A 23,830-nucleotide genomic window follows, 5' to 3' on the forward strand; every position below is an offset into this window, starting at 1 on the left:
TTCGCAATCTCGGCGGCTCCGGCCTGCGCGTCTCCGCCGTCGGCCTCGGCTGCAACAATTTCGGCCAGCGCACCGATCTGGAGACCTCGCGCAAGGTGATCCACCGCGCCATCGATCTCGGCGTCACGCTGTTCGACACCGCCGACATCTATGCCGGCATGGGCGGCTCGGAGACGGTGCTCGGCACCGTGCTCGGCGAGCGCCGCAAGGACATCGTGCTGGCGACCAAATACTCCAAGCCGATGAGCAAGGACGGCACCAAGCAGGGCGCCTCGCGCCGCTACATCATGGAAGCGGTGGAAGCGAGCCTGCGGCGTTTGAAGACCGACTACATCGACCTCTACCAGCAGCACGACTACGATCCGCTGACGCCGATCGAGGAGAGCCTGCGCGCGCTCGACGATCTCGTCCGCCAGGGCAAGGTGCGCTACATCGGCAATTCCAACTTTCCGGCCTGGCGCATCGCGGAGGCCGAGCACGTCGCGCGCGCGATGAACACGAGCCGCTTCGTCTCCTGCCAGGACGAATACAGCCTCGTGGTGCGCGACATCGAGAAGGACCTGCTGCCGGCGGCGGCCGAATACAAGCTCGGCCTGCTGCCGTTTTTCCCGCTGGCGAGCGGGCTCTTGACGGGCAAGTACAAGCGCGGCGCCCAGCCGCCCGACGACACCCGCTTCGGCAAGGCGCCGGCGCTGAAAGACCGCTACGTCACGCCGCGCAATGAGGACACCGTCGAGCAGCTGCAGGCTTTCGTGCAGGCCCGCGGCCACACCATGCTGGAGCTCGCGTTCTCCTGGCTCGCCGCACGCCCGCAAGTCTCGAGCGTCATCGCAGGCGCCACGCGCGTCGAGCAGATCGAGCAGAACGTCAAGGCGATCGAGTGGCAGCTCAGCGCGGAGGATATGGCGGAGATCGACGAGATCACGATGGGGTAGCGAGGCGGCGACGCTCTATCGCTCCCTCTCCCCGCTTCTTCGCAGCAAAGGGCGGGGAGAGGTTAAACAAGCAATCCCTTCATCGGCTTCGCGGTACCGCTATCCGGAAACACCGTCTGCGCCAGCACGGACTCGCCGATGCCGAGATGGTCGTGCAAGACGCCCTTGAACACGGCGCGAAGGTCCGTGGTCGGCGCGAGGTCGCGGCCCTGGTAGAGACTGGCGGGCTTCAGGCCGGGCCAGTCCGAGATGATCCTTCCGCCTTTCACCGCGCCGCCGACCAGCAGCGCGACCGTGCCGGTGCCATGATCCGTGCCTTCGGTGCCGTTGATGCGCGCGGTGCGGCCGAATTCGGTGGCAACCACGACGACGGTATCGCGCCAGCGCGCGGCGAGGCCGCTTTCGAATTCCGCCAGCGCACCGTCGAGGCCGCCGAGCAGCTGCGCGAGGCGCCCCGTCGCGCCGCCTTCATTGGCGTGGGTATCCCAGCCGTCGAAGGCGAGCGCTGCGATGCGCGGGCCTTCGTCGGCCGCCATCAGTTTGGCTGCGCCGCGCGCCGCCAACCGCATCGCGCTCACGCCGCCCGTGCCGGGCTTCGGCTTCATGTCGTCCCCTAACGCCATCCTGTCGAGCTGCAGGCCGGCGGCGAGCGCTTTCGCCAACGCCGGATCGCGCTGGCTGTAGAGATCCATCAGTCGCATCGCGGTGTCTTCGGCGGCTTGCGGCAGCGCCACCGGCGCCCAGGCGAGCGTCGGCGCGGCGCCGCGCAGGATCAGCGGCGTGGTCGGGCCGACCGCAAGCCCGCTCTTGACGCGCTCGCCGCGCGGCAGCACTTCCAGCGCGCGGTTGAGCCAGCCGGATTGCACGCGGCCCGGGCCGGCAAAGCCGCTTTCCAGCACGTCCTGCCCGTCGAAATGCGAGCGCTCGCGATAGGAAGTCGCCACGGCATGGACGACCGCGGCGTGCTTGTCGCGGTACATGCGCGCAAGCTCCGGCATCGCCGGATGCAGGCCGAAGAAATTGTCGAGCATGGTTGCGGCCTTCGCCCCGCTCGAAGCCAGCGCGATCGAGCCGTGCAGGCCGGCATAATCGGGGTCGCCGATCGGCGCCACCGTCGCGAGACCATCCAGCGCGCCGCGCAGGATGACGACGACGAGGCGCGGATCGCGGCCGTCGGCGGCGCGCGCGAATTTCGGCAAGTAGGCCCAGGCGGCAAAGGACGCGCCGCCCAGCAGCATCGCGCGTCGCGTCACCATCCGGTTTTCGGAACAATCCGGCATCGTTTCCATCGGCCTCACCTCCTCTGGAATTCCGGCGACATCAGCAGCAGCGCCAGCGCCTGCTGGCGCGACTCCGCGCGCTCCACCGTGCGCCGCGTTTCGGGCGAGGCGGCATCCGCGGCAACGACCTCGAGCAGATCGCGCGGATCGACGCTCTCGGCAATGCGCGAGGCGACCTGCGCGGAGATGTCGAGCCGCAGCTTCATGCCTTCCGGCGCGGCCCACGCCGCGTTGGTATCCGCAAATCCGTTCGGGCCTGCGGGCGACCACAGCGGCTGGCCCAGCGTGTTGAGCCCGCCGAGATAGCGGCCGGGATCTTCCGGAATCCGCGCCAGCACGCGGCCGGTCGCGATCAGGAATTCGTAAGGGCTGCGGATCTTGGTCAGCGGCGCATTCCACGCTTCGTCCGCGTCGATCAGCGCCAGCGTCATCGCCTTGAGATCGCCGTCGGTTCGCTTGAATACATCCTGCAGTTTCGCGACCAGCGCCGGCGGCGGATCGTCGGCCACGAAATGGCGGACGAATTTGGCGGCTACGAATTTCGCCGTCGAGGGGTGGCGCGCGAGATCGGCGAGCACAGCCTCGCCCTGCGCGACGCCGCCGGCCTCATAGGTCTTGCCGAGCACGCTGTGCGCGCCCGGCTGATGCGCATTGGCGTTGAACACGAAGGTGCCGGGGGTGCCGAGCTGGCCGAGCCGGCCGGCATAGGTCCACCCGGTGATGACGTGCGCCAGCGCGGTGACGTCTTGCTGGGTATAGCCGCCGTCGACGCCGAGCGTGTGCAGCTCCAGAATCTCGCGGGCGAGATTTTCGTTGAGGCCGCGCTTGCGGTTGATGCCGGCGCGGGAGTCCGGGCCGATCGATTGCTGGTTGTCGAGGAAGAACAGCATCGCCGGATGCTGCTCCACCGCCTTCAGCATGTCGGCGAAGCGGCCGAACACGAACGGCCTGATCGCCTCGCGCTCGAACGAGCCGGCCCACATCCGCGCCAGCCCGCCCTTGGCGGCGGAGATGCAGAAGTGATTGGACCAGAACGCCACCAGCCGCTCGACGATGCCGCAGTCCGCCATGCTCGCGCGCTGGATGCGCGCCAATGCTTCGGCGCGGAAGGTCTTCTGGATCACGTTGGGCGATTGCGGCGGCGGCTTCGCATTCGGCTCGGGTGCCGGCGCGGCCGTGGCCGCCTTGCCCGCTTCGCCCTCTCGCATCGCCGGCTCCTTCGGCGCCATCTCCATCGCGAGGCGGTTGAGCGAGAGGTTGCGGGCCCGCTTCGGCTTTGCGTCGGAAGGCTGCGCCTCGGCCGGAGCGCCTGCGGTGGCCGATTTCGCCGCGTTGCGCGCCTGCTGAATCTCGAATTGATAGTCGAAGACGGCTTTCGCCAGCGCCGGCGTCGAGGCAAGGCCCGGCAGTTCGAGCAGCGCGCCGTTGGGGCGGGCGAGCTCCGCCTTGACGAAGCCGCGCGGATCGGAGGCGGCGTTGATGAAGTCGCCGGACGCGCCGCCGCGCGCGCCAAGGCCGAAGCGATTGAGGGCAACGAGCGCGGCTTGCGAATCGCGGGCCATCTGGTTTCCCTTGAACCGTCCTTGATCTCCGATTTGCGCGGGATCATAACGCCTTTCGGGATGAACCCGGGATTAATTCAGCGAGAGAAACCGGCCCCCTTTCATGACAGATCGGTCAGAAATCCCGAGCCCCCGCCGCCTCGCCTGCGCCTCGTGCGGGACGGAATTCTCCTGCAATCTCGCCGGCGGCTGCTGGTGCGCGGACGAAGCCTTCCGGCTGCCCATGCCAACGGATGCCGGCGACTGCCTGTGTCCGGGTTGCCTGCGGAAGCTGGCGGCGCAGCAACAATCGTCGTTGCGAGCGTAGCGGTGGTGCCAAGCCCGTCATTGCGAGGAGCGCATGCGACGAAGCAATCCATCTCTCCCCGAATGGAGAGGTGGATTGCTTCGCTTCGCTCGCAATGACGTTTGAGGTGCCGCCTACCGCACCACGGCCGCGGTCTGGCCGAACAGGATCCTGCGCTCTTCCTCGGTGCGGTTGACGGGCTGGCCGAAATTCGGATTGACCTCTTTCGCCCTGGCATAGGCGCGCACCGTCGCCGGACGATCGCGGATCGTTTCCAGCCAGCGCTTCAGATGCGGGAAGTCGTCGATGTTCTGGCTCTGGTTCTTCCACGGCACCACCCATGGATAGCTTGCCATGTCGGCGATGGAGTAATCGCCGGCGATGAATTCGCGGTCGGCGAGACGCTTGTCGAGCACGCCATAGAGGCGGTTGGTCTCGTTCACGTAGCGGTCGATGGCGTATTTGATCTTTTCCTGCGCATAGACGTTGAAGTGATGGTTCTGTCCGGCCATCGGGCCGAGGCCGCCCATCTGCCAGAACGTCCACTGGATCGCGTCGTAGCGCGCATGCAGATCGGCCGGCAGGAATTTTCCGGTCTTCTCGCCGAGGTAAAGCAGCATCGCGCCGGACTCGAAGATCGAGATCGGCCTGCCGCCTCCCTTCGGCTCGTGATCGACCATCGCGGGAATACGGTTGTTGGGCGAGATCTTCAGGAAGTCGGGCTTGAACTGCTCGCCCTTGCCGATCTGGACCGGGATGATCTTGTACGGCAGCTCCGCTTCTTCGAGGAACATCGTGATCTTGTGGCCGTTCGGCGTGGTCCAGTAATAGAGGTCGATCATGGCGGCAGGTCCTGCTGGCGTGAACGCATGCATCGAGAAAGATGCGACTGCATGAATTTGGGCAGGACGTGCGGCCGAGTCAATGGGCCATGCCCATGCGCCGCGAAATGTGACGCAAGATCGGCATGGCCGCTCCGCTATGACAGCGCCGGCTCGGCGCGATGCTCGCCCTGCCAGCTCGCCAGTTCCGCAAGTTCGGCCTCGGGCCGGCGCAGCGCGATTTCACAGCGGCCGAGATAGAGGCGGCCCTCGTTGCCGTCCACCGTGATCCAGTCCCCGGCCGAAACGATGTGCTCGCCGATCCGTGCGCATTGCGCGACCGTGTCAACCCCGAGTTCGGTGCATCCGACCAGGCAGGGCTTGCCCATCTGCCGCGCGACGAGCGAGGCGTGCGCGGTGCGCGCGCCAACCGCGGTGACGATGCCGGCCGCCGCGGCGAAGCCGGCGATGTCGGCGGTGGAGGTGTCGGGCCGCATCAGGATCACCGGATCGCCGGCGGCAGCGAGGCGCTGGGCGCCTTCGGAATCGAAGGCCGCCCTTCCCGCCGCGATCCCGGCGGACGCGCCGATTCCGGCGGCCACGGCCGGCCGCGTGGAAATCAGCGACGCTTCGACGAGCGCCGCAAGGTCGATGGCTGCGAGCCGTTCCTGCGCCTGCTCGCGCGTGATCAACCCCTCATGCACGAGATCGATCGCGATTCGCAGCGCCGCGCGCGGCGTTCGTTTGGCGGAGCGGGTCTGCAGGATCCACATCTTGCCGTCCTCGATGGTGAATTCGATGTCCTGAACGTCGCGAAACTCCTGCTCCAACCGCGCCAGGACGGCGCCAAGCTCGTTCGCAACCGAGGGAAGCGCGCGGGCCAGCGTCCGCTCGGTGTCGGGCGTGCGTCGCCCGGAGACCACGTCCTCGCCCTGGGCGTCGAACAGCACGTCGATCACCGGCTGCGCGGCGCCGGTCGAAGGGTCGCGCGAGAACGCGACACCGGCGCCCGACGACGGCCCGCCATTGCCGAACACCATGGCCTGAACGGTAACAGCGGTGCCCTCCAGATGCTGCAGCCCCTCGAGCCTGCGGTAGGTTTGCGCCCTTTCGCTCATCCAGGAAAGATAGACGGCGCGGGCCGCGCGCTCGAGCTGCATGGCGGCATCCTCGAGCCAGCCGTCGTCGCTGTCCTCGACGAGCTTGCGCTCGTCGAATGCCAGCCGCTCGAGCGCCTCGCTGTCGAGATCGCGGTCGCTTTCGACGCCCTCGGCGACGACCAGCTCGCCGAGCCGCAGCGCCAGCGGCGCGGGATCGAGACCGGCGACCGTTTCGGCATAGCTTTCCAGGAAACGGCGGCGGCAATCCCATGCGAGGCGCGGCCTGCCGCTGCTGCGGATCAGACCCCGCACCGCCGTCAACGTGCATCCGACGTTGAGCACAGTGTCCAGCATGCCCGGCATCGAACGGGCGGCCCCGGATCGCACCGATACCAGTAGCGGCCTGCGGTAATCGCCGAACGACTTGCCGGTGGCGGCCTCCAGGAAGCCAATCCCCTCCTGCAATCCATCGAGCAGATGCCGCGTCGCATCGGCCTTTCCGGCAACGATATCGGCGCAAAGCCGGACCGGCAGCACGAAGGCAGGCGGGACCGGCAAACCGAGCGCCGCCATGCGCGCCAGGTTGGCCGCCTTGGCGCCGATCTTCTCGGCGGAAGCAAGCTCGCTCGATCCGCCGCCAATTCGCACGATTTTCATGGGATGCGTTCCTCAGGCCGACAGGTCGCTCATGGTGTAGCGGCGCAGCAGATGACCGAAGCCCGCAAAACGATCGGTCGATCGTTCGATGGCGCGGGCGAGTTCGAGCGCCGAAAGCGATGCCGCTACGTCGAGGCCGCCGGCAAAGATGCGCGCGGTGATGTCGCGTTCGCCGGCATCTGCCGCGTGCTCGGCGTCGATCAGCCGGGCCACCGCGGCAAGCGCGTCTTCGGAGTCCGCACGCCGGCCTTCCTGCACCTCCGCGGCCGCGGCGAGCCCGGAGGCGGCGACTTCGGCTGCGGTAACGGCGATGGACGACAACGCGACCAGCGCCGACTTCAGCACCGCATCGGTAGCGTGAGGCGCCAGCGAAGCGATGAAGGCGGCCTGCTCGAGCTCGTCGATGGCTTCCTCGACCCGGTCGACCAGCTCTTCGATGATCGGCCGGGCATTGAGGCGGACGATCTCCGCGCGCGCCTCGATCGCGATGCGGTCGGCTTTCTGCTCGATCCGGCTGGCGCGGGCGGCAAGCTGCTTGCCGGCCGACGGATCGGCCTTTGCATCGGCGATGTGGTGGAACACGGCCATCGCGACATCGTGAGCCAGTCCGATCTGGCGCAGCACGATGGCGAGCAGCGCATTGTCGACGCGGTCGAGATGGCGCACGAGCTCCGCCCCGATGCGGTCGCGCGCCAGCCTGGACGATTGCCCGCCCAGCAACGCCTCGGTCGAGATTTGCAGCGTCGTTTTCAGGAAATCCATCGCGGCGTCGCGGCTCAGCACCTGGTCCAGCCGCTCGCCGAAGCCGATCCGCGTCGGCGCCGCGTTGCGCACGGCGGCGCCGAGCAGCTCGTTGCCACCAAGCTCCAGGAAGGCGCGGTGCCCGATCCGGTGCCTGGCGGCCCAGCCGAGAATGCGCACGGCATCGTCCTTGGTGACCCAGTTGCGCAGCAGCTTGCGCGCCTTGTTCCAGTCGATCAGAAACACCAAGGAAGCGCCGAGCGCCGCCAGGAACGCGTCGCGATCCTCGCCGTCGCGCGCTTCGTAGAGACCGCTGACCAGAAAGAAGGAGCTGTTCTCCTCCAGTCCCGCCGCGGCGTGGCGGTCGAGGCCGCTCCATTTGACCGCGAACTTGTCGAGCTGCGACGTGAAGAAGCTTGCGCGCGACCGGTGCACGTCGGTGTAGGTCACCGTCACCGCGTTGACCGCAACCGCGATGACCACCACATGCGCATCGGTGGTACCGATGTCGTTCTGGATGATCAGGCGCTCGCCCGAACGGATCGCCGTGGCGTCGAGGCCCGGATGGTTGAACTTCAGCGCGCGGGTCTGGTTGACGCCGCGCATGAAACTCTCGACCGCAGCGCGATCCTCCTTGCGGATGCCGAAGGCGCGGGCGCCGGCGATGATGTCCTCGGAGTGGCTCGCCGCCAGCCGGTTCAACGCCTTGTGCAGGTCCATCACCAGCCGATGCAGGCTGTCGGCGCCCTCGTGCGCGACGCCGGTCAGGCGGCCGATGCGGGCGATTTCGATTTCCGCCGATGCATCGAGATGGCCCGCGGCGCGCAGCGACGTCAGCCGCGCCTGAAATCCTTCGCCTCCCGCACGGTCACCGACAGCGACGGCGCGGAGCATGGCTTCAGCGTCCTCGTCGATGCCCTTGAGCAGCGGAGCAAGGCCGGGCGCGACGATCTTGCCGTCGCCGGCGAGATGGGCGCCGCCGATCAGCGTCACCAGCGCGGCCGGCGCAATTCCCGCCGCCCGGCTTTCGACCGCGAGGTCGGCGACCGCGCCATTCGGCTCCCTGGCATGTTGTGCGGCCGCCTGGAGTGCGCTCAAGCGAAGCTTGATGCGGTCATTCGCGGCCAGCCCCTCCGCCACGAGCGACGGCAACAGAATGTCGGCCTGTCCGAGCTCTTTGACGATGACGGTCTTCACGGCACACCTCGCTGACAACGAAAGTCAAGCGTGCCACGGGCGCACCGTTGCTGCGTTGAGCTAGGTCATTCATAAAACCGCAATAATCGCGCCCACGCCCGCGCGGTGGTGCGCGATCGAATCGATCTATTCGACCGGGTCGTTTGCTCGATATCTAGGCGACGGTTTGGGGCGGCGGCGGCGCTGGCATGCGAGCGTAGCGATGCTCGGTGGCCATAACGAGCCGGAACGCCCTCAGGCTCGGTTCATGCCACCGTACCAGCAAGGTGCCGCATAGGCAGCAGCTTTCCTGGCCGGGGTTGCCTTGCACGGAAACAGCTTCCGCCATTTCGTATGCCGCTCCGCAAGAGGAGCAAGTGATACCTGTGATCTTCATATCGCAATCCTACGCCACATCCCGACGCGGATAATTGAGCTACAGCAAGTTGGCAACTCGATGACAGATAGCTCGAAAGTTGGACGGCGGTCGCGCCGCAGCGGCCGCCATCGTAACGGCGTCAGGAAAGCTTCAAACCAACAGCATTCGGCCGGATTCGCCCGTGCTCGCGCAGGAGCCGCTCGCCATCAGCGGTGACGGTGACGCGCAGACCGTCCGCCGTCGGCCGGCGCGCGACATAGCCGCGATCCATCGCGTCCTCCCAGACGGTCAGGCGCGGGCAGGAGGTGCGCCAGGTCTCGATCGCCTCGGCATAGGGCCGCGGCTCGCGCGCGATCCACTCGACGAGATCGAGCACCAGTGCGTCGGTAGCGTCACGCATCCGAGACCCTCCTTCACGTCTTGAGGTACGGGCTCAGCAGCAGCCAGCTGCCGTAGCCGATATAGTAGCAGGCGATCGCGGTGATCAGCCGGTTGGCCCAGGTGCGGAATTGGGCATCGCTCATCGCCTCCAAGAGGCGCCGCGCCAGCGTGGTGCCGAGCATGGAGGCGGCGACCGCCACGGCCGCCAGCACCGGATCGAGCGAAGCCGCCTGGTCGATGATGCCGCCGAAATAGACCAGCTTCACGAAATGGCTCGCGACCTGGCAGGCGGCCTTGGTCGCCACCACCTCCTTGCGGCCGAAATTGCCGCCGAGGAAGAAGGTGTCCATCAACGGACCGGAGACACCGGTCATCAGCATCAGTCCCATGCAGATGAAGCCGTAGAACGTGCCCTGCGGGATGCTGTCGGGATTGGGCTTGATGTTGACTGGCGTCATCCGCGCCATGAACGGCGTGATGCCGAGCAGCAGCAGCGCGATCGGCTTGTCCGGAACGTAGCGCGTGATCGACCAGGCGCCGAGCGCCAGCAACGCGCCGAACATGTAGATCATGACCGGCCGCCAGCGGATATGCGCGCGCCACAGAAACGCGCGCCAGCCGTTCGAGGCCATCTGCGTGATCGCGTGCAGCACCATCGCCGAGGGCAGCGGCAGGATGGTGAGCAGCACGCCGATCAGGATCAGCCCGCCCGCCATGCCGAAAATGCCCGACAGGAACGCGGTCGAGACCATCAGCAAGCCGAGTGCGGCGATCAGTAACGGCGTCACGCGGGCCTCCGGCAAACTGCCAATTCCCCCTCTCCCCGCTCTTCGCGGGGAGAGGGTTGGGGTGAGGGGCTGCATCGACAAAAACGGTGACAGACGGACTCGCGGAGAGTCCCCCTCACCCGGATCGCATCTTCGATGCGCTCCGGCCTCTCCCCGCAGGCGGGGAGAGGCGAAGACGGCAGCACCGGAATCAGTTTCCAACTACATGCATAGTAGTGCCGCGCTTGTCCCACCGGCGCAAACCGAGTTATCTTGCTCTGGCATCAGTTTTCCTGAGGGTAACGAATTTTGCGGCGGCTGCTCTTCCTCAACGGCATCAAGGCATTCGAGGCGGCGGCGCGCTCCGGCAGCTTCGCCGCGGCGGGCAGCGAGCTCAATGTCTCCGCCGCCGCGGTCAGCCGCATGGTGCACCTGCTGGAAGAGCGGCTCGGCGTCGTGCTGTTCGAGCGCAAGGCCAACAGACTGGTGCCGACCGCGGCGGGCCGCGCCTACCAGAGCGGGCTGACGCCGATCTTCGATGCGCTGGCAAGCCTGACCGCGCAGGTGACGGCGCCGGCGAGCGTTCGCGTGCTCACCATCGGCGTCGGGCCGACCTTCCTGATGAAATGGCTGATCCCGCGGCTCGCCGATTTCCGGAAGGAGGAGCCTGATATCGACGTGCGCATCACCACCGGCGGCGCGGCGGTGCCGTTCGGCGAGGACTGGAGCTGCGGCATCCGGCTCGGCGACGGAGACTTGCCGGGACTCGTCGCAGAGCCGTTGTTCGCCGCCGATCTGACGCCGGTATGCACGCCGCGGCTCGCCAGCGGCCTCAAGCGCGCCGGCGACCTGAAGGGGCCGAGCCTGTTGCGCGTCGCGCATTCGCCCGACGACTGGCCGCTGTGGCTGAAGGCGGCGCAGGTGCCGCGCCTCACCGCGCGCGGCCCGGAATTCCAGTTCTACGGCCAGGCATTGCAGGCCGCGATCGACGGCCTCGGCATCGCCATGGGCATCCGCCCCTATATCGACGACGACCTCGCCGCCGGCCGCCTGGTGGCGCCGTTTGGCCTCAGCGTGCCCAAGGGCATGCGCTGGTACCTGGTCTATCGCAGCTTCCGCACCGAGCAGCGCGATTTCGCCGCGTTCCGGCGCTGGATCATGCGCGCCGCCGCCGAGCCGGCCGCCCGCCGCAAGGCCGCGCGCGGCGCCGGTTGACGAGACGCCCCGACGCAATTTTACCGGCACCTGTGATCCGTTTCACAAGCCGCCCGTGCGTTCCGTGGTCTCATGCGAATCGACGAGAAACCCGGAGCCCGCAATGACCTGCCTCTATGACGGTTTTGACATCGAATCCTTCGAGGCCGGCAAGGGCCTGTGGCACGCGCGGATCCGCCGGGCCGACCGGCAGCCGGTCGTGATCGACGGCATTTCCTTCGCCGCCCTCGACGTCGGCCTCGCCTGGAGCGATCCGGAGGAAGCCATTGCCGACGCCAAGAGCCACATCGACCGCTTCGTGCTGCGCAGCCGGGTCGCATCCGGAGGAGCGTCCCTTGCAGCGTATTGAGATCGACCCCGCAATCGCCGGCCCTCCCGCGCGTGCCGCCTGCCCGGAATGCAGCGCCGGCCTCACGGTGCTGAAGATCATCCCCGGCCGCGTCGGCCGCGGCGGCTGCGAATACTGGACCATGCGCTGCACGCGCTGCGGCAACATCCATCTCGACATCGTCGAGCCGGCAGGCGCGCCCGCTGCGTAAGTCTCCATCCACGCCTGAGCAATTACTCGTCGTCATGCCCGGGCTTGTCCCGGGCATCCACGGCCTTTGCCGCGCCAAGGAAGGACGTGGATGGCCGGGCATAGGCGAGCGGAAGCGACGCCGTCCTTCGGACGGCTATGCCCGGCCATGACGAAGGACGGTTTCGTAAGGACGCCGCGGGAAAGAGCGTGCTGCCACCTGCTGACAGCTGTCTCGCGCTGACGGAACCCTGCCGCGTTTGCCCTTTCCTGCGTGGCGGAAGCATCCCATATTCGCCGCATGGCGAAGAAACCCGACACCACGAAAAAGCCCGGCAGAACCCCCAAATCCAAAGCCCACCGCCCCGACGTGCAACCGATCGGGCCGGCGCTGGCCGAGCTGCTCAATCCCGCCATCAACCGCGGCGATGCGGGCCTCGGCTCGGGCACCGGGTTGCAGCCGCCGCCGGACAATTCCTGGGACCGCCGCTCCAGTGGCGAGGCCGCCGCGCATCGCGCCCGTGCCTCGACGCGCGGCACGCAGGAGGACGTGGCGAAGCGCGATGCGGCGCGCGAGGGTTTTGAGGAAGCGCCGCAGGCCAATTACGGCACATCGGCCACGATTCCCATGCTCGATCCGGAGCTGGCGCGGCAATTGGGATTGCCGACCGCCGAGGACGACGAAGCGGAGCTGGCGCGCCCGCCGCGCAACAAGATGGAAGCGCTCGGCGTCCAGGCCACCGCCGAGGCGCTGGAGAATTTGATCCGCGAGGGCCGGCCGGAATTCCGCGGCGAGGACGGCCAGCTTAGGGTGTGGACGCCGCACCGCCCGCCGCGCCCGGAAAAATCCGAAGGCGGCGTGCGCTTCGAGATCAAGTCCGAGTACCAGCCCAAGGGCGACCAGCCGACCGCGATCGCCGAGCTGGTCGAAGGCATCGCGCGCAACGACCGCACCCAGGTGCTGCTCGGCGTCACCGGCTCGGGCAAGACCTACACCATGGCCAAGGTGATCGAGGCGACGCAGCGCCCGGCGCTGATCCTGGCGCCGAACAAGACGCTGGCCGCGCAGCTCTATGGCGAGTTCAGGAGCTTCTTCCCCGACAATGCGGTGGAGTATTTCGTCTCCTATTACGACTACTACCAGCCGGAAGCCTACGTTCCCCGCACTGACACCTATATCGAGAAGGATTCCTCGATCAACGAGCAGATCGACCGCATGCGCCACTCGGCGACGCGCGCGCTGCTAGAGCGCGACGACGTCATCATCGTCGCCTCGGTGTCCTGCATCTATGGCATCGGCTCGGTCGAGACCTATACCGCGATGACCTTTGCCTTGAAGAAGGGCGAGCGCATCGACCAGCGGCAGCTGATCGCCGACCTCGTCGCGCTGCAATACAAGCGCACCCAGGCCGATTTCACCCGCGGCACCTTTCGCGTGCGCGGCGACGTCATCGACATCTTCCCGGCGCACTACGAGGACCGCGCCTGGCGCGTCAACCTGTTCGGCGACACCGTCGAGAATATCGAGGAGTTCGATCCGCTCACCGGCCACAAGCAGGACGAGCTGGAATTCATCAAGATCTACGCCAACTCGCACTATGTGACGCCGCGCCCGACGCTGGTGCAGGCGATCAAGTCGATCAAGTCAGAGCTGAAGCTGCGGCTCGACGAGCTCCACAACCAGGGGCGCCTCCTGGAAGCGCAGCGGCTGGAGCAGCGCACCACCTTCGACCTCGAAATGATGGAAGCGACCGGAAGCTGCGCCGGCATCGAGAACTATTCGCGCTACCTCACGGGCCGCCGCCCCGGCGAGCCGCCGCCGACGCTGTTCGAATATGTGCCCGACAATGCGCTGGTGTTCGCCGACGAAAGCCACGTCACCATTCCGCAGATCGGCGGCATGTTCCGCGGCGACTTCCGCCGCAAGGCGACGCTCGCCGAATACGGCTTCCGCCTGCCCTCCTGCATGGACAACCGCCCGCTGCGCTTCGAGGAATGGGACATGATGCGCCCGCAATCGGTGGCGGTGTCGGCGACGCCGAGCGGCTGGGAGCTGAACGAAAGCGGCGGCGTGTTCGTCGAGCAGGTGATCCGCCCCACCGGCCTGATCGACCCGCCGGTCCATATCCGCCCCGCGCGCACGCAGGTCGACGATCTCGTCGGCGAGGTGCGCGCCACGGCGCAGGCCGGCTATCGCTCGCTGGTCACGGTGCTGACCAAGCGCATGGCGGAGGACCTCACCGAATATCTGCACGAGCAGGGCATTCGCGTGCGCTACATGCACAGCGATATCGACACGATCGAGCGCATCGAGATCATCCGCGATCTTCGTCTGGGCGCGTTCGACGCGCTGGTCGGCATCAACCTGCTGCGCGAGGGCCTCGACATTCCCGAATGCGCGCTGGTGGCGATCCTCGACGCCGACAAGGAAGGTTTTCTGCGCAGCGAGACCTCGCTGATCCAGACCATCGGCCGCGCCGCGCGCAACGTCGACGGCAAGGTGATCCTCTATGCCGACCAGATGACCGGCTCGATGGAGCGCGCCATTGCCGAGACCAACCGCCGCCGGGAGAAGCAGGTCGAATACAACGAGGCCCACGGCATCACGCCCGAAAGCGTGAAGAAATCGATCGGCGACATCCTCAACTCCGTCTACGAGCGCGACCATGTGCTGGTCGAGATCGGCGACGGCGGCATGGCCGACGATGTCATTTCGATCGGCCACAATTTCGAGGCCGTGCTGAGCGACCTCGAAACCCGCATGCGCGAAGCCGCCGCCGACCTCAACTTCGAGGAAGCCGCCCGCCTGCGCGACGAAGTCAAGCGCCTGCGCGCCACCGAAATGGCCGTGGTCGACGATCCCACCGCGAAGCAGAAGACGGTGCAAGGCAAGGCCGGCGCCTACACCGGCAGCAAGAAATACGGCGAGGCCGCGAACCTGCCCGTCAGCGCGATGAAGAAGAAAAGTGTGCAGTCGGCGATGAAGGCCGGCGGCAAGTCCGGCTCACGGGTGCACAAGCCGCATCTCGACGAGATGCACGGCCCGGAGTCGCTGCCCTACCGCGGCGAGCGCCCCCTCCCCGCCAAACCGTTCGGCGGCACGAGCAGGATCATTCAGCCGACGGACTCAAGGCAGTCCGGCCCGGAGTTCGGGCCGAGCCCGCGGTCGACCGGCGGTGCGCCGGGGAGGCGCGGTGGGTGGAAGAAGAGGTAGAGAGCTATCTAGGCGAGCCCGGACGTGAATATTAGTTGACTGTGCGTAAGAACAGGTTAGTGGTATTCGAGTTCGCAACCATTGATTGAAAATAGACAATCGATTTTGGAGGATTCAGTAATGCCGCTCCCCAGTGAAATAAGCAAAATAAAGGCACGTCTTGAAAAGAAGGGGACGCTTCGCTCCAAGTCAGAGTCTGCTCTACTGAGCGAACTAGAGCAGATCGACAAGCGCTTGGGCCGTGAGCAACTCAATGAAATAAATGCGAACGTTACGAAAATGACCAGCCCAGATGACGGCAAGTGTCCTTGCTGTGGTCGGTGATCTATTGTGTCGACCCCGTCAGCTAACCCTGAGGCAGCGAACGAACCCTCTAAGCCCTCCGATGCCAGTACACAGACAGATGGGCAGAAAGGCTATTGGATAGTTGCAGAGCGGCTGGGGGATGATGGGCAAAAAGACATACACTTTAAGGTCGTAGCGCCCGGTTGCCCCAGTGAACAGCAAACTTTGAAAAATCGGATCGAACGTACGTTAAGCAATCTGCGAGCCATACATCCAACTGGCGGCCCAAAATTCAACGAGGCTTTCTCCAAACTCTTGGGTTTGTCCCAGGTAGGCCTCGTGGGATCGAACCCTTCCGTTACGGTGGCCGAGGCTGCCCTCGATAGTCTACAGGCAGAGATCGTTGATCGCGAAGCGGGACGAGTGAAGAATGACTACATGCTAAAATTGGGACGTTGGGCGCTAGCGTTCGCTTTCATTGCAGTAATCGCTTACTTTCTTTTGGACAAGTACGGCCCTAATTTCCCTCGGCAACTTGTGTACTATCGGACTTTTTTCCTCTTATGGACCGGATGCATGATCGGGGCATGGTGCTCGTTCGCATCAAGAAAGGTCGTCCTAACATTTTTTGACCTCGCTCAACTGGAGGAAGATCGAATTGACCCCCCATTGCGGCTTATCTTTGCGGGCCTGCTGACGTCGATCTTAGGGCTAGTGTTTGTAACGGGTTTCGCAAACGTTGTGATTGGAACATTTGAAGGCGCGAAGATTTTGCAAAGCGGATCGATAGCTTTGCTAGCTGGTGCATTATCAGGAATGGCCGAAAAGGCTCTACCCGCAGCAGTAATGCAACGCGCCCAATCGCTCTTTAAATCTGACAAAGGTTAGCTACTCGGCAGCAACTAACCCCGCCTGTGAGTGGTTTGCATAAGTCTTCCAGGTCGGCTTGTAATCTTCCGCCTGATTGCCCCACGTCGTCCAGCCCTTGCGTGTGCCGCGACCAAATAGCTCAACGAATGGCCCGGGTGAGCACGCTTCAATAATTTCGTACTGCTCATCCGGCTTGCGCGAGTGCTCGCGCTTGCGCGTCGCCAGCAAGTTGACCTGCCGGCGACCAGGCGCCAGCGTGCGCGCATTCTTGCCGCGCACGCCGAACAGAATGAGTTCGGTGACATTGCGGAAATAGAAACCGACCCCGCGACCATCCGAGCCGCCGTCCTTCCGCACCTTGTGCCAGACGATATTGGACTTGTAGGTGAAGCCCCAAGCCTTCATCACGGCGAGGCCATCCGGCAACATCGCGTTCGGGCACCACAGATATAGATGAGATGTGGCCGCAGAGATTTCTGGCACCGGCAACGCGCTTATCTCGTCGAGTTTCATGGTCCCATAGCGCGAGAGCCGCTTGTGTTCGGGCGCCACCTTCCCGGTCTTGTTCGTGAACTGCCACGGCGGGTCAGCAAGTATTGTCGCAAACCGACGGCCTTCCGCAAAGCGCAGCAAATCCTGTCCCGCAGAAAGCATGGGCGACTCCAAGGCGTTAGGTATGGCAAACGATATACGCGCTCTCTTGACCGCATAATATCATGTTCACGTTACGTTCTCAAGATAGTTGGTGATAAATGTTCGGGCCTGCGGGCGGGGGCACCGGACAGATGTTTGATCAGCTTAAAGAGCGCGGGTTCGAGATCGAGTTTCGATCGCACGCCAAGGCCATTCTCAGCATCGACTTCCCCGAAGTGGCCGAGCAATTGGAGGGCGTGCTGCTGTCCTCGACAATCCCGATCGAGGAAATCATAGGGTCAGGCGGCGGCGAGACAAAGGGCACGCAGCGCTTGCGCAGGGCGCTTGCCGCTCATGAATGGCGCAAACACAACTTCGTCGTTCAGCGGATCATCGACGGGGTCGAGCGAGAGGCTCAGTCTCACGAAATCGATCATGTGAAGACCTTCGAGGCCGGCACGATTGCGCTTGAGATCGAATGGAATAACAAGGATCCGTTCTTCGATCGCGATCTTGAGAATTTCAAACGGCTCCATGCCGATGGCGGCATTTCGTTGGGCGTCATTGTTACCCGAGGCGCAAGCCTTCAGAGTTCAATACGAGAACTCGTTCGCCGATTTGCAGACGAGAGAAGTGTCGATTCCCACGAAGACATGAAACGAATCGGCCTCAACCCGACGGCGCGCCAGATCCGTGACGTCATGAAGCGGGTTTCGCGCGAAATCAATCCCATTCCATTTCGCAATGCGTGGGCCGATCAGTTCGTCTCCGACAAGTTCGGCATGGCGACCACGCATTGGAGCAAACTGCAGGATCGTGTTCAGCGTGGCGTGGGCAATCCATGTCCGCTCGTGCTGATCGGACTACCTTCATCGATCGTCACGTTTGGAGAAAGCCAAACGGAAGTACAGAAACTGCTCGATGAGGGTAGCGATTAAGCCCCTACCCCACCGTCATCACCGCCACCGCCAGCACCGACAGCATCACCACATTCGTCAGCAGCTGCAGCGACGTCGCGGGCTTTTCGCGCCAGCGCGTGAGCTTCTCCGCAAACGACAGGCTGGCGTCGAAGAACAACGGCTCGTGGCTGTTTCTGAAGAAACGCAGGAACTTCGGGCCGAGCCAGGCCGTCATCAGCGCGTAGAAAATCGAAGCCGTGAGCACGAAGATCGCGACGCCGCCGGGATCGTTGACGATTTGCGCGCTGCCAAACAGCTTCAGCAGCAGTGCCGCAGCGGTGAAGGTCGGCATCCCCTGCAAGAGGGCGGACAGCGTCACGCCTTCCAGCCAGTTGATGGATCGGGATTTCGGGGCAGCGATCGCGTTCATGGCGGTATTCCCCTGTTTCTGAGGATTGCGAATGCTTCCGGTCAACATAAGGGAGTGGTACGACGCGCGACGTGATACACGTCACGGAGGAACCCGGCCTTGAAAGGTTCGGCGCTCCGCCGACCAAACATTGCTGCGCTCGCCTGCTCCGATCAGTTGTGTCCGCCACTCTCCAAGCGTGATCCGCTCCATGCCGAAATCAACCTACACCGCCACCGCGCTCGCCTTGGGCAGCGCCGTTGTTCTTGCAGCCTCCCCCACCTACGCCCAGGACGCCACCACCCGCACGCTCCTCGCAGCCTTCTGCGACCCCGCCCACATCAAGGGCGACACCTGCAAGCGCGCCAGGGGATATCCCGCCAGCGGCAACAGGAGCGGCTGCGAGGTCAAGCTGCTCGGGGATCGCTTCGCCGGCCGCTTCGTCGCGTCCGGCAATCCGCTGCTGGTGGTCAATTACGAGAGCGACTGCGAGGCGCGGGCCAATGACGACGGCGGGGCGGTGGTGTTCGAGCTCACGAACGGCAAATACGGCTTCGCCGGCTTCCAGCCGGGCTCGCGGGTCAATCAATGCATTGTCGTGCCGCGCGGCGAGAAGCAGGACTCGCTGGTCTGCCTCACCGGCCATATCGGCCAGGGCTATCTCGAAGGCGGCGTGGCGCTGATGTCGTTCACGCGCGACTTCGGCAAGGGCATCGGCATCGCGCCGGACTTTTTGCTGGAGGCGACGGATTCGACCGGCGCGCACGGCGCCAATGTCGTGACCTGCAAGGAGGCGCCGCCGAAATATTTCGAGCTGTCCAAGCTCGTCGCGGGGCCGCGCCAGGAGACGGTGGCGTTCGACGCCACCCTTGCCGACGCCGATACTTTCAAGACAGCATGCGGCAAGGGCTTTCCGAAGCCGAAGGAGATTTTCGGCACGCTGTCGAAGGGCGATGCCTGGGTGCCGCCGGGGCGCGAGAAGAAGCGGCGCGTGATCATCGATCTCGCGACGCGGAAGGTGGCGCCGGCGGGGTGAGTGTCCCGCTCCCCTGCTACTTTGCATGGGGTTGTTTTGCGTATTTTGGGGTAGCGAGCTCGCGGGCTGCAAACATCGTCATTCCGCGCCGCCCGTCGCGGCGCGCCCTGCCCTCACCCCGACCTGCGGTTGCTGGTGTTCTGCGTGAGATTGCCGTGGGCGGCCTGCTCGCGGATGTTGTGCTTCTCGTCGTCGCGGTGGCCGCGGGTGGTGTCGATGGGCACGGGTGGTTCGCTGCCGGGGCCCTTGTGGCTCTTGTTGTCCTCGGGCACGGGCGGAACGTGCTTCGACGTCTTCGTCATCGAAATACCTCTGTGGTCGCGATGTTCGGAACGATCGCGGCGTGGTGGGCACCGTTCCCCAAACGATCAGGCATCGTGTTCCCATAAAGGATAGGCGCCGTTCCGCCGGCGACAAGGACGCGCGCGAAAATGTGACGCGGTGGCATCCGTCATGTCATGCGCCAGACGCCCGCGCGCCTCCGTCGTTTTGCCGATTGATCGCAGCACCGTCTCTCGTTCACTATCGAAGCGGGGCCGTGCGAATCAACGGAGCGAAGCGGCGGAATGGCCGACGACATCAACCGGCAGCGGGTGCTGAACTTCCTCGCTGCCTACTACTCCGGCGACGCCGACGCCGCGATGAAATGCTGCAGCGACGACGTGCTGTTCATGGTCTACCTGCCGGTCGAGCTGTTTCCGCATCTCGGGCCGCAGCGCGGCAGTTGCCAGCCGCATCGTTGCGGTCGCAATACAGGGTTGATCGAGTCGCGGCGCGCGTGGAGCAGGAAATGAGCGAACAATCCAACCGCCAGCGCGTGCTGGACATGCTCGACATCTTCTACACCGGCGACCTCGAGGCGACGCTGGCGCGCTGCACCGACGACGTCGTGTTCTTCTCCAACGCGCCGATCGACATCCTGCCGCATCTCGGCCTGCGCCGCGGCAAGGCCGAGCTGCGCGAGATGTGGCAGACGGTGCACGGCCGCTACAGCGAGATGCGCCACGAGGTGCCGATCGTGGTCGCCGAGGGCAACAAGGTCGCGGCGCTGATCCGCGTGTTCTTCCGCAAGCGCAGCAACCAGCGGGTGGTGCAGTTCGACATCGCCGGCTTCTACACGCTGCGCGAGGGCCGCATCGCCGAGATCCGCGAGGTGATGGACACGTTCGACCTGGTCGGCCAGGTGCTGGAGCGCGACCTCTCGGCCGAAGTGACGGGCAAGCCGGCTGGGGAGAGCTGAGGTCGTCGTTCCGGGGCATGCGAAGCATGAACCCGGAACCTCGCTCCACAATCTCGAGATTCCGGGTTCGCATTTCGTGCGCCCCGGAATGACAGCTCACCCATTCACCATTCCCTGCCCCGCCCGTGAACCTTTGCCGCGGCCTTCGCGACCCAGCACAGGGCCGCTCTCGGGCTTACCGGCCCGGTCAAGGGACGTATGAAGATCGCGTTGCTGGTTGTGCTGGGTCTGGTTCTGGGCGCCCTGGGGGGCGCTTCGCTCGGCGTCGGCGCGGGCCTTGCCTGGGTCGAAATCTTCAAAACCTCGAATTTCGAGGGCTATGGCGGCATGCTGGTGTTCTTCACCTTCATGCCCCTGGGCGCCCTGCTGGGCGGGCTGGCCGGGGCCGTCACCTTCGGCGTGCTGGCCTGGCGGGACGCCGAAATCGCCATCGAACGGCCGCCAAAAGCGCCCCGAAAGCACTGACGACGGCCCCTGCCACGGCATTTGTGCAATGCAAAAACGCCGGCTGGTTTTTTGCAACCGCCGCCCCATTTCACCGACCAATAGATAAATGAGACGCAGCCCGCCGCCCCGGGCGTCAGCGATGACGCCGAGGGGCCGATTGCTGCGTCGTTGAGCGCGATCTTTTCCGAAAACCGGTTTCCGCCTTTCGGGGTCGCGCTGTCCAAATTCAGGGACCACCATCAAATGACAGAGCATAGCCTCTGGCGTTTCTCGCGCGCGTTGCATCGCGCCATCAACGAGCGCCAGTTCGACCAGATCGAACCGTTGATCGACGAGGAGGTCGAATGGACCATTCACGGCCCGGTCGACCTGTTTCCGTGCTTCGGCGCGCGACGCGGCAGGGAAGCGGTGCTGCAAGTGATCCGGCAGATCGCCGAGCGGGTGCGGGTGCACCGCTTCGACCGGGAGTCCATCATGCTGGGGGTGGAGGCGGCTTCCTCGATGCTGCGCTACTCGCTGACGCTGCTGGAGACCAACAAGCCGGTGCGGGTGCGGCTGGCGCATTTCGCCCAATTCCGGGAAGGCCGGCTGTCCAGCATCCGCATCCTCATCGACAGCCTCGAGCTGGCGGAGCAGACGGTCTATCCGCCGCACATGCGGACGGTCGCGGCATCGGCGTGACGCGCACGTGCCTGTTACTCGCGCGAGATGAGCCCGCCACAATTTTGCGCCAGAATGACCGCATGTAGGTCGGGCTGGAACCGGGCAGGGCTATGAAGTTCAGGACATCGACGGGAAAATGGCGGCTGCTCGCCCTGGCGGCAGGTTTTGGCCTGCTCTCGGCAGCGGCGCTGGCGCAGTCGCCTCCCGCCGCCGGGGAAGCCGATGAGGTCGAGGAAGAGACTGCGCCGGCGCCCGAAAAGAACGACGAGGACCTGCTGAAAGACGTCGACATCGACAAGCTCGACTGGAGCCAGCTCGATATCGATGCCTCGATGCTGCACCTGCCGTCCGTCAAGGGACGCGCGGCCGCCAAGCGCAGTGAGAGCGACGACACAAAATGGTCGTCCAGCGCCCAAGGCAACGGTGCCGCGTCGGTGTCGGTGAAGCAGTCGATCTCGCCGTTCTGGGACACCCGCATCGGCGCCGACATGACCGTCGTCAACCAGCCCACGGGCGCCACCAGCGGCGACCTGCTGCGGCAGAAGATCTCGCCCGGCGCGCCGCCGGAAAATTCCTCCGGCAGTGCCTGGGCCGCCATCACCGCCCCCGGCGTCGGCCCGATCTGGGACAAGACCTCGGTCGAGGCGCGCGTCGATCCTTCCAGCGAGCAGGGCAAGCTCGGCACCAGCATCAGCAAATCGGTGCCGCTCGGCGAGGGCACCTCGCTCACCCTGCAGAACCGCTACGACGTGATCCAGCAGGGTCTCGTCCCCGTGCCGGGCGTGCCGGCGCATCCCCAGCGCTATGAGACCGACCAGTCGGCGAAACTGTCGATCGGCGACACCGGCACCAGCCTCACCGCCGGCCGCACGCTGTCCTCCAGCGACGACAGGTGGCTGGGCAAGGTCGGCGCCGAGCAGAAGCTGTTCGACGGCGTCACCGTCTCCGGCTCGATCGGCGAAACGCCGAGCGGCACCACCAGCAAGAGCATCAGCGCCGGCTTCAAGCGCAGCTGGTGAATCGGCTGAAAACGCGGAAATTTCCCGCCCTTTCGCTTCCCTGAATCAACCCAGCATCGCCGCAGATTGGCCCAGATGCGGTCAAATTCGGCACGCCTAGATTACCGCGCACTTAACATTCGTCGTGCGGGGGACAGTCCGCGCTCGCGCCAACGCGAACCAAGGGAAGTAGCCGATGAACGCTCACAATCGCGCAGAAGAGATCGAAGAAGCCGGCGACGTGGAGAATGCCGCGGTCTCGCAAGTCGAGGATGGCATCCGCGAATTCGTCCGCAACGACATTGCCTATCTGCGGCGGCCGCAGGTCCCGAGCCCGGACACCGCACCCGTCGATCCCAACGCCGAGGCAACCGTGAACAACGTCAATTCGCTGATCCAGCGCGTCGCCGGCACCTCGCTCGCCGAGATCGAGAAGCTGATCGCGGAGCTGGAAAGCCTGCGCGACCTGCTGCATGCCGAAGGCCAGCGCGTCCAGCGCGAGATCTCCGGCTATGCGCAGCTCAGCCACGCCGCGATGAAATCCACCCGCATGATCGCGGACAACGTCACGCAGTGGAAGCGCGCCGCCGACGGACTTCGCAACGGCTGATTTGCTCCATCGAAGCGCCGCCGCTCTCTCGTTTCGGGAGGGCGGCGGCGTTTTGTTCGGGCCGTAAACGGGCCCGATGCGGCAACCGCTGAATTTTCAGAATCGATTTGAACTACGAGATCGTGCATGGCGACCAACAACGGGGCCGCGAGCCGCGCGGGCGTTCAGTATTGGGACATTATCCGATGGAAAGTATTCGTCCGAACAACTCCGATCCGATTCCGGTGCAGGCTTCGCAGCACCATGTCGGCACCATCATGATCCGCTTCGTCGGAATCCTGATTGCGACAGTCGCCGTGATGGCGCTGTTGTGGAGCCGCTAAACTTCGGATCGAAAACTATGGTTAGCGGACGATGACCGTGCGGCCGCCGTCCAGCGTATAGACGCCGTCGGCATGACCCTTCACCACCATGCCGGTGGTCAGCATCACTGCCAGGGTCACGGTTGCGAAGATAAAGCCAACAAACTGCAACGCGCTGCGATCCGCCATGAGAGTCCCCCGTCCGTTCGCGGGACTATTGCCCTGGAAAGTTCACAATGCGTTAGCGCGAGCGATCCGCTACCCAACAGGATTAATTGCGCGGAAACGACAGGCGGCTTCGCTAACCATGTTCGCTCCGCCCTCTCCGTCGTCATGGCCGGGCATAGCCGTCCGAAGGACGGCGTCGCTTCCGCTCGCCTATACCCGGCCATCCAAACCTTTCTCTT

26 protein-coding genes are annotated in these 23,830 nt (G+C 65.1%); 15 read left to right on the forward strand and 11 right to left on the reverse strand.

The window, feature by feature from the left end; all coding sequences use genetic code 11:
- Positions 1-935: aldo/keto reductase (locus ACT4OC_RS28700; protein ID WP_444842433.1), on the forward strand; the 935-nt coding region annotated here is incomplete at its 5' end.
- Positions 936-997: 62 nt separating this feature from the next.
- On the opposite strand, the gene ACT4OC_RS28705 is transcribed toward ACT4OC_RS28700, so the two are convergent.
- The 7 genes from ACT4OC_RS28705 to ACT4OC_RS28735 form a co-directional block, all read right to left on the reverse strand.
- Positions 998-2,215, reverse strand: a complete 1,218-nt coding sequence (locus ACT4OC_RS28705) for a DUF1501 domain-containing protein (RefSeq protein WP_444842474.1) — start codon at positions 2,213-2,215, stop codon at positions 998-1,000.
- 14 nt (positions 2,216-2,229) lie between these two features.
- Positions 2,230-3,777, reverse strand: a complete 1,548-nt coding sequence (locus ACT4OC_RS28710; protein ID WP_444842434.1) for a DUF1800 domain-containing protein — start codon at positions 3,775-3,777, stop codon at positions 2,230-2,232.
- A 420-nt stretch (positions 3,778-4,197) separates the two neighbouring features.
- Positions 4,198-4,905, reverse strand: a complete 708-nt coding sequence (locus ACT4OC_RS28715) for a glutathione binding-like protein (RefSeq protein WP_444842435.1) — start codon at positions 4,903-4,905, stop codon at positions 4,198-4,200.
- A 137-nt stretch (positions 4,906-5,042) separates the two neighbouring features.
- Positions 5,043-6,641, reverse strand: coding sequence for a PEP/pyruvate-binding domain-containing protein (locus ACT4OC_RS28720; RefSeq protein ID WP_444842436.1), 1,599 nt, complete (start codon positions 6,639-6,641; stop codon positions 5,043-5,045).
- Positions 6,642-6,653: 12 nt separating this feature from the next.
- Positions 6,654-8,579 (reverse strand): hypothetical protein, encoded by a 1,926-nt coding sequence (locus tag ACT4OC_RS28725; protein ID WP_444842437.1) that lies wholly within the window; start codon positions 8,577-8,579, stop codon positions 6,654-6,656.
- Between the two features lie 497 nt (positions 8,580-9,076).
- Complete coding sequence (locus ACT4OC_RS28730) at positions 9,077-9,337, reverse strand: hypothetical protein (RefSeq protein WP_444842438.1); 261 nt, start codon at positions 9,335-9,337, stop codon at positions 9,077-9,079.
- A gap of 13 nt (positions 9,338-9,350) precedes the next feature.
- A complete protein-coding gene (locus ACT4OC_RS28735; RefSeq protein ID WP_444842439.1) occupies positions 9,351-10,106 on the reverse strand; it encodes a TSUP family transporter in 756 nt (251 codons plus the stop codon).
- 288 nt (positions 10,107-10,394) lie between these two features.
- Between ACT4OC_RS28735 and ACT4OC_RS28740 the strand changes: the two genes are divergently transcribed.
- The 5 genes from ACT4OC_RS28740 (at position 10,395) to ACT4OC_RS28760 (ending at position 16,204) form a co-directional block, all read left to right on the forward strand.
- Positions 10,395-11,300, forward strand: a complete 906-nt coding sequence (locus tag ACT4OC_RS28740) for a LysR substrate-binding domain-containing protein (RefSeq protein WP_444842440.1) — start codon at positions 10,395-10,397, stop codon at positions 11,298-11,300.
- 103 nt (positions 11,301-11,403) lie between these two features.
- Complete coding sequence (locus ACT4OC_RS28745) at positions 11,404-11,649, forward strand: hypothetical protein (protein WP_444842441.1); 246 nt, start codon at positions 11,404-11,406, stop codon at positions 11,647-11,649.
- Complete coding sequence (locus tag ACT4OC_RS28750; RefSeq protein WP_444842442.1) at positions 11,636-11,839, forward strand: hypothetical protein; 204 nt, start codon at positions 11,636-11,638, stop codon at positions 11,837-11,839. Before ACT4OC_RS28745 ends, ACT4OC_RS28750 begins: the two co-directional genes overlap by 14 nt.
- 279 nt (positions 11,840-12,118) lie before the next feature.
- On the forward strand, positions 12,119-15,031 hold the full coding sequence (gene uvrB, locus ACT4OC_RS28755; protein ID WP_444842443.1) for an excinuclease ABC subunit UvrB: 2,913 nt from the start codon (positions 12,119-12,121) through the stop codon (positions 15,029-15,031).
- Positions 15,032-15,361: 330 nt separating this feature from the next.
- Entirely contained in the window at positions 15,362-16,204 is an 843-nt protein-coding gene (locus ACT4OC_RS28760; protein ID WP_444842444.1) for a hypothetical protein, read from the forward strand.
- Here ACT4OC_RS28760 and ACT4OC_RS28765 read toward each other — a convergent pair whose 3' ends face one another.
- Positions 16,205-16,840 (reverse strand): MT-A70 family methyltransferase, encoded by a 636-nt coding sequence (locus ACT4OC_RS28765; RefSeq protein WP_444842445.1) that lies wholly within the window; start codon positions 16,838-16,840, stop codon positions 16,205-16,207. It lies immediately after the preceding gene.
- 131 nt (positions 16,841-16,971) lie between these two features.
- On the opposite strand from ACT4OC_RS28765, the gene ACT4OC_RS28770 reads away from it, so the two are divergent.
- Positions 16,972-17,757 carry a BglII/BstYI family type II restriction endonuclease gene (locus ACT4OC_RS28770; protein WP_444842446.1) on the forward strand — a complete coding sequence of 262 codons (786 nt, stop codon included), beginning with the start codon at positions 16,972-16,974 and terminating at the stop codon, positions 17,755-17,757.
- A 4-nt stretch (positions 17,758-17,761) separates the two neighbouring features.
- Here ACT4OC_RS28770 and ACT4OC_RS28775 read toward each other — a convergent pair whose 3' ends face one another.
- Entirely contained in the window at positions 17,762-18,148 is a 387-nt protein-coding gene (locus ACT4OC_RS28775) for a hypothetical protein (protein ID WP_444842447.1), read from the reverse strand.
- 190 nt (positions 18,149-18,338) lie between these two features.
- Between ACT4OC_RS28775 and ACT4OC_RS28780 the strand changes: the two genes are divergently transcribed.
- Complete coding sequence (locus tag ACT4OC_RS28780) at positions 18,339-19,163, forward strand: hypothetical protein (protein ID WP_444842448.1); 825 nt, start codon at positions 18,339-18,341, stop codon at positions 19,161-19,163.
- Between the two features lie 113 nt (positions 19,164-19,276).
- Here ACT4OC_RS28780 and ACT4OC_RS28785 read toward each other — a convergent pair whose 3' ends face one another.
- On the reverse strand, positions 19,277-19,465 hold the full coding sequence (locus ACT4OC_RS28785) for a hypothetical protein (protein ID WP_444842449.1): 189 nt from the start codon (positions 19,463-19,465) through the stop codon (positions 19,277-19,279).
- Between the two features lie 264 nt (positions 19,466-19,729).
- Between ACT4OC_RS28785 and ACT4OC_RS28790 the strand changes: the two genes are divergently transcribed.
- The 7 genes from ACT4OC_RS28790 to ACT4OC_RS28820 all read left to right on the forward strand — a co-directional run bounded on the left by ACT4OC_RS28790 (position 19,730) and on the right by ACT4OC_RS28820 (position 23,444).
- Positions 19,730-19,957 carry a hypothetical protein gene (locus ACT4OC_RS28790; protein ID WP_444842450.1) on the forward strand — a complete coding sequence of 76 codons (228 nt, stop codon included), beginning with the start codon at positions 19,730-19,732 and terminating at the stop codon, positions 19,955-19,957.
- On the forward strand, positions 19,954-20,403 hold the full coding sequence (locus ACT4OC_RS28795) for a nuclear transport factor 2 family protein (protein ID WP_444842451.1): 450 nt from the start codon (positions 19,954-19,956) through the stop codon (positions 20,401-20,403). Before ACT4OC_RS28790 ends, ACT4OC_RS28795 begins: the two co-directional genes overlap by 4 nt.
- Positions 20,404-20,601: 198 nt before the next feature.
- Positions 20,602-20,868: a hypothetical protein gene (locus ACT4OC_RS28800; RefSeq protein WP_444842452.1), complete on the forward strand. Its 267-nt coding sequence runs from the start codon at positions 20,602-20,604 to the stop codon at positions 20,866-20,868.
- A 225-nt stretch (positions 20,869-21,093) separates the two neighbouring features.
- Complete coding sequence (locus tag ACT4OC_RS28805; RefSeq protein ID WP_444842453.1) at positions 21,094-21,531, forward strand: nuclear transport factor 2 family protein; 438 nt, start codon at positions 21,094-21,096, stop codon at positions 21,529-21,531.
- A gap of 92 nt (positions 21,532-21,623) precedes the next feature.
- A complete protein-coding gene (locus tag ACT4OC_RS28810; RefSeq protein ID WP_444842454.1) occupies positions 21,624-22,532 on the forward strand; it encodes a hypothetical protein in 909 nt (302 codons plus the stop codon).
- A 175-nt stretch (positions 22,533-22,707) separates the two neighbouring features.
- Complete coding sequence (locus ACT4OC_RS28815; protein ID WP_444842455.1) at positions 22,708-23,121, forward strand: hypothetical protein; 414 nt, start codon at positions 22,708-22,710, stop codon at positions 23,119-23,121.
- A 107-nt stretch (positions 23,122-23,228) separates the two neighbouring features.
- Positions 23,229-23,444 carry a hypothetical protein gene (locus ACT4OC_RS28820; RefSeq protein ID WP_444842456.1) on the forward strand — a complete coding sequence of 72 codons (216 nt, stop codon included), beginning with the start codon at positions 23,229-23,231 and terminating at the stop codon, positions 23,442-23,444.
- A gap of 21 nt (positions 23,445-23,465) precedes the next feature.
- Here ACT4OC_RS28820 and ACT4OC_RS28825 read toward each other — a convergent pair whose 3' ends face one another.
- On the reverse strand, positions 23,466-23,612 hold the full coding sequence (locus ACT4OC_RS28825; RefSeq protein ID WP_444842457.1) for a hypothetical protein: 147 nt from the start codon (positions 23,610-23,612) through the stop codon (positions 23,466-23,468).
- Positions 23,613-23,830 lie beyond the last annotated feature (218 nt).

It is taken from the genome of Bradyrhizobium sp. (genome assembly GCF_052389815.1).
GTDB lineage: Bacteria > Pseudomonadota > Alphaproteobacteria > Rhizobiales > Xanthobacteraceae > Bradyrhizobium.

Excerpts from the sequence above, each read along its gene's own strand:
- ACT4OC_RS28705 (WP_444842474.1), bottom strand. The coding sequence starts at position 2,215 with ATGCCGGATTGTTCCGAAAACCGGATGGTGACGCGACGCGCGATGCTG.
- ACT4OC_RS28710 (WP_444842434.1), bottom strand. The coding sequence starts at position 3,777 with ATGGCCCGCGATTCGCAAGCCGCGCTCGTTGCCCTCAATCGCTTCGGC.
- ACT4OC_RS28715 (WP_444842435.1), bottom strand. The coding sequence starts at position 4,905 with ATGATCGACCTCTATTACTGGACCACGCCGAACGGCCACAAGATCACG.
- ACT4OC_RS28720 (WP_444842436.1), bottom strand. The coding sequence starts at position 6,641 with ATGAAAATCGTGCGAATTGGCGGCGGATCGAGCGAGCTTGCTTCCGCC.
- ACT4OC_RS28730 (WP_444842438.1), bottom strand. The coding sequence starts at position 9,337 with ATGCGTGACGCTACCGACGCACTGGTGCTCGATCTCGTCGAGTGGATC.
- ACT4OC_RS28745 (WP_444842441.1), top strand. The coding sequence starts at position 11,404 with ATGACCTGCCTCTATGACGGTTTTGACATCGAATCCTTCGAGGCCGGC.
- uvrB (WP_444842443.1), top strand. The coding sequence starts at position 12,119 with ATGGCGAAGAAACCCGACACCACGAAAAAGCCCGGCAGAACCCCCAAA.
- ACT4OC_RS28765 (WP_444842445.1), bottom strand. The coding sequence starts at position 16,840 with ATGCTTTCTGCGGGACAGGATTTGCTGCGCTTTGCGGAAGGCCGTCGG.
- ACT4OC_RS28770 (WP_444842446.1), top strand. The coding sequence starts at position 16,972 with ATGTTTGATCAGCTTAAAGAGCGCGGGTTCGAGATCGAGTTTCGATCG.
- ACT4OC_RS28775 (WP_444842447.1), bottom strand. The coding sequence starts at position 18,148 with ATGAACGCGATCGCTGCCCCGAAATCCCGATCCATCAACTGGCTGGAA.
- ACT4OC_RS28780 (WP_444842448.1), top strand. The coding sequence starts at position 18,339 with ATGCCGAAATCAACCTACACCGCCACCGCGCTCGCCTTGGGCAGCGCC.
- ACT4OC_RS28785 (WP_444842449.1), bottom strand. The coding sequence starts at position 19,465 with ATGACGAAGACGTCGAAGCACGTTCCGCCCGTGCCCGAGGACAACAAG.
- ACT4OC_RS28790 (WP_444842450.1), top strand. The coding sequence starts at position 19,730 with ATGGCCGACGACATCAACCGGCAGCGGGTGCTGAACTTCCTCGCTGCC.
- ACT4OC_RS28795 (WP_444842451.1), top strand. The coding sequence starts at position 19,954 with ATGAGCGAACAATCCAACCGCCAGCGCGTGCTGGACATGCTCGACATC.
- ACT4OC_RS28800 (WP_444842452.1), top strand. The coding sequence starts at position 20,602 with ATGAAGATCGCGTTGCTGGTTGTGCTGGGTCTGGTTCTGGGCGCCCTG.
- ACT4OC_RS28805 (WP_444842453.1), top strand. The coding sequence starts at position 21,094 with ATGACAGAGCATAGCCTCTGGCGTTTCTCGCGCGCGTTGCATCGCGCC.
- ACT4OC_RS28810 (WP_444842454.1), top strand. The coding sequence starts at position 21,624 with ATGAAGTTCAGGACATCGACGGGAAAATGGCGGCTGCTCGCCCTGGCG.
- ACT4OC_RS28815 (WP_444842455.1), top strand. The coding sequence starts at position 22,708 with ATGAACGCTCACAATCGCGCAGAAGAGATCGAAGAAGCCGGCGACGTG.
- ACT4OC_RS28825 (WP_444842457.1), bottom strand. The coding sequence starts at position 23,612 with ATGGCGGATCGCAGCGCGTTGCAGTTTGTTGGCTTTATCTTCGCAACC.